We start from the raw sequence: 2,735 nt of genomic DNA, 5'->3' as shown, positions 1-2,735 counted from the left end.
AAAGAGATCTTCGTTGCTCAGCGCGAACCTGAAGCAACTGAATAATTCTATCTACCACTTTTACTGCTGAATCAAACATATATGTTCTTGTAGCTAACAGGTAGTAGACAGCGAATCGCCGTGTTTAAGTACGGCGAGACGCCTTATATACCACAACGATTTCTTCTTTTTCAAATTCATGAATATCTCCATCAACCCATTTAGAAACAGTGAGTTAAGCTCTGCGGACGACTTGTTGCCTCGGTCTCCTGAGCGAACAACTACGGCGAATTTCCATCTAAGGATTATTGATATTTAGAAGGTCCACCCGGCGGACTCTAGGGTCAATCAAATGGTTGGCTGTTCGACCGAACTTGTCATCTCGACCGTAGGGAGAAATCCTTGCCCGAGCGTAGCGAGGGATCTTTAGCGATAGGATAGCGATAGGACAACCACCAAAGTTACAAGATCTCTCCTCCGTCGGGACTAGGATTTCTCGCTGCGCTCGAAATGACAAGCAACCGGCCCTCTCCCGACGAGGGTGTCGCAAAAGTCATTTCGAACCACAGAGAGCACAGAGAGCACAGAGAGCACAGAGAAAGGAATCGGCCAATTCTCTGCGAGAAATGGGGTCAGGTCTTGATATGTGCCTTCAAGAGTCACGGATCAAGACCTGACCCCATTTCCTCGCGTTGAAGCCTCACGGCCCACCCGCCACTCATCACTAACCACTCGACAGTATTCCGTGGCTCAGGTTGATGCTATTGTTGGACCTTGTCGTTATCATGCTCGTAATGTCCCCAAGGCGTGATCTTTGCGAGAGTTTCCGTAAGTGCGTCCTTGGCCATAGCCGCTTCATAGTCCATCTGCAAACCTGTCCAAAAACCCTCAGACATACCAAAAAAACGCGAGAGGCGTAAGCCTGTGTCGACCGTGATGCCACGCGAGCCCGCAACAATCTCCCCGATGCGACGCTGGGAAACTCCAATTTCCTTGGCAAGGCGATACTGCGTGATGCGGAGCGGTTTGAGGAACTCTTCCATGAGAATTTCACCTGGATGAGGGTAGGGAACATGACGCATAGCGATGCTCAATTAGTGATAGTCAACGATTTCAACGTTTGTAGGACCTTCAGCGGACCACTCGAAGCACACTCGAAATTGGTTATTGATCCGAATGCTGTGCTGACCTGCACGATTTCCCACAAGAGCCTCTAATCTGTTTCCTGGCGGGACTCTGAGATCCTGAAGCGTGGCTGCTCGATTGAGCATCGCGAGTTTGCGCATTGCAACAGTCTGAATGTTGACGAAGCGCTTAACCCGATCACCATTGAAAAGACGCCTTGTGTCAGCGCATGTAAAGGATATGATAGCCATACATAATACTAACGATCCTTGATAGTATTGTAAAGCGTTAACATAGCCTCTGGTTTCCAGAGGCCCAACGAAAATGCTCCATCAGGTTGTCCGGCAGGTCGTCAAAATCCGTTGCCATGCGGACCAGGCCCTTGGCCTCGCCGAGCCGGCGCTGAATCTTCGGCGTGGATTGTAAGCCTGGGTTGAGCCGCTGTTGTCTAAAACCGATAGGTTTCTCCGGCTTCGAGTATCTGGGTTTCCGCTTTCAGCTCCCGTTCCATCCGCGTGAGGGAATGATCGCAGCTATCATGGGCCGACGGGAGGACCCGGTGCGGGTCGCATTCATCGAGGGCAAGAATGGTACGACTCAGGTCATCGTCGGTAATCCTTTGCCAGGGCGGTTTGCCGGTACCCAGGATGGTCTGAAATTGGATGCCGACGCGGTTGCCCCTGCCGCCCGTGATGGGGAAATGCAGCCCACCGCCGATCACGTAGATGGGTTCCTGGGAAAGACGACCGGCCATCTCGACGATGAGCTCGATGGAGGGATGTCCGCATCCGGTGAAGATAACCAGCCCTTTGTTCTTTACCTGGGCAATGAGCGCCTGCTCTTCGGTAAAACCGAAGAAAAACAGGCTCCTGGCCAGCGGACCGGTGGTGGCGATTCCGCAGGTCAAACCCCAAGCCTTGTCCACCACTTCGCATTGAAGGCCTTCCGCCTTTCCTACGGCGGGGAGAAAACAGGGCCGTCCTTGCGGAATCGCCAGCTCCTCGGGCAGGGTGACACGTTTGGAGCGGCTCGCCCTCAATCCGCCCATGTGATCGGGGTGGAGATGCGAGATCACCAGGGCGTCTATCCGATCCGGTTCTATCCCCAGCTTTTCCGCGTTGTGAGCCAACGCCGGACGCTCGGGACCGAAACCCACATCGAAAAGCAGCGAGCCCCTGTCGGTTCGGAACAGATAGGAAACACCGGCATCGCCCAGGAATCCCTGTTTGGTCTTTTCTTCCACCAGGACCGTCAGCTCCAGAAAGTCGAGTTCCGGCAGGTCCAGGGGCTGGGCTCGGTCGATCCGTTCCCGATTCAGCTTGGCCGCAAGTTCGCGGTTTTTCTTAAATCGCCTGTTTCTGGCGATCAGCAAAGGGACGATGATGGGCGATGCCGTGCCCAGCAGCGGCCACCATAAAGGAGATATGCGGAATGACATTTAACTACCCGTTGCGCGTGAATATTTCACCTTGCTCGTTCCCACGCTCCAGCGCCTGCCTGCGGCAGGCAGGTGGGAATGCAGTTATGGTCGCTCCAGCGGCCGAGATCCCTCGCTCCACTCGGGACCAGGTTTCATGACGCTGGAGCGTCAAGATCCCTCCTCCGTCGGGACAAGCTTGCTCCCACGCTGG

Annotated in this window: 3 protein-coding genes; all 3 read right to left on the bottom strand. The window is 54.1% G+C overall.

Going from position 1 to position 2,735, the window contains the following annotated elements:
• Positions 1 to 740 precede the first annotated feature (740 nt).
• Entirely contained in the window at positions 741 to 1,061 is a 321-nt protein-coding gene (locus tag E1958_RS19365; protein WP_133513329.1) for a HigA family addiction module antitoxin, read from the bottom strand.
• Positions 1,062 to 1,073: 12 nt separating this feature from the next.
• Positions 1,074 to 1,355 carry a type II toxin-antitoxin system RelE/ParE family toxin gene (locus E1958_RS19360; protein ID WP_133513328.1) on the bottom strand — a complete coding sequence of 94 codons (282 nt, stop codon included), beginning with the start codon at positions 1,353 to 1,355 and terminating at the stop codon, positions 1,074 to 1,076.
• A 197-nt stretch (positions 1,356 to 1,552) separates the two neighbouring features.
• Positions 1,553 to 2,542: an MBL fold metallo-hydrolase gene (locus E1958_RS19355; protein ID WP_133513327.1), complete on the bottom strand. Its 990-nt coding sequence runs from the start codon at positions 2,540 to 2,542 to the stop codon at positions 1,553 to 1,555.
• Between the last annotated feature and the right edge of the window lie 193 nt (positions 2,543 to 2,735).

The sequence above is a fragment of the Candidatus Thiosymbion oneisti genome (assembly GCF_004359955.1).
Lineage (GTDB): Bacteria > Pseudomonadota > Gammaproteobacteria > Chromatiales > Chromatiaceae > Thiosymbion > Thiosymbion oneisti.
Note: the sequence above shows the minus strand (reverse complement) of the source record. Positions and strands in the feature narration are given on the sequence as shown.

Coding starts and splice junctions, on each gene's coding strand:
- E1958_RS19355 (WP_133513327.1), bottom strand. CDS start 2,542: ATGTCATTCCGCATATCTCCTTTATGGTGGCCGCTGCTGGGCACGGCA.
- E1958_RS19360 (WP_133513328.1), bottom strand. CDS start 1,355: ATGGCTATCATATCCTTTACATGCGCTGACACAAGGCGTCTTTTCAAT.
- E1958_RS19365 (WP_133513329.1), bottom strand. CDS start 1,061: ATGCGTCATGTTCCCTACCCTCATCCAGGTGAAATTCTCATGGAAGAG.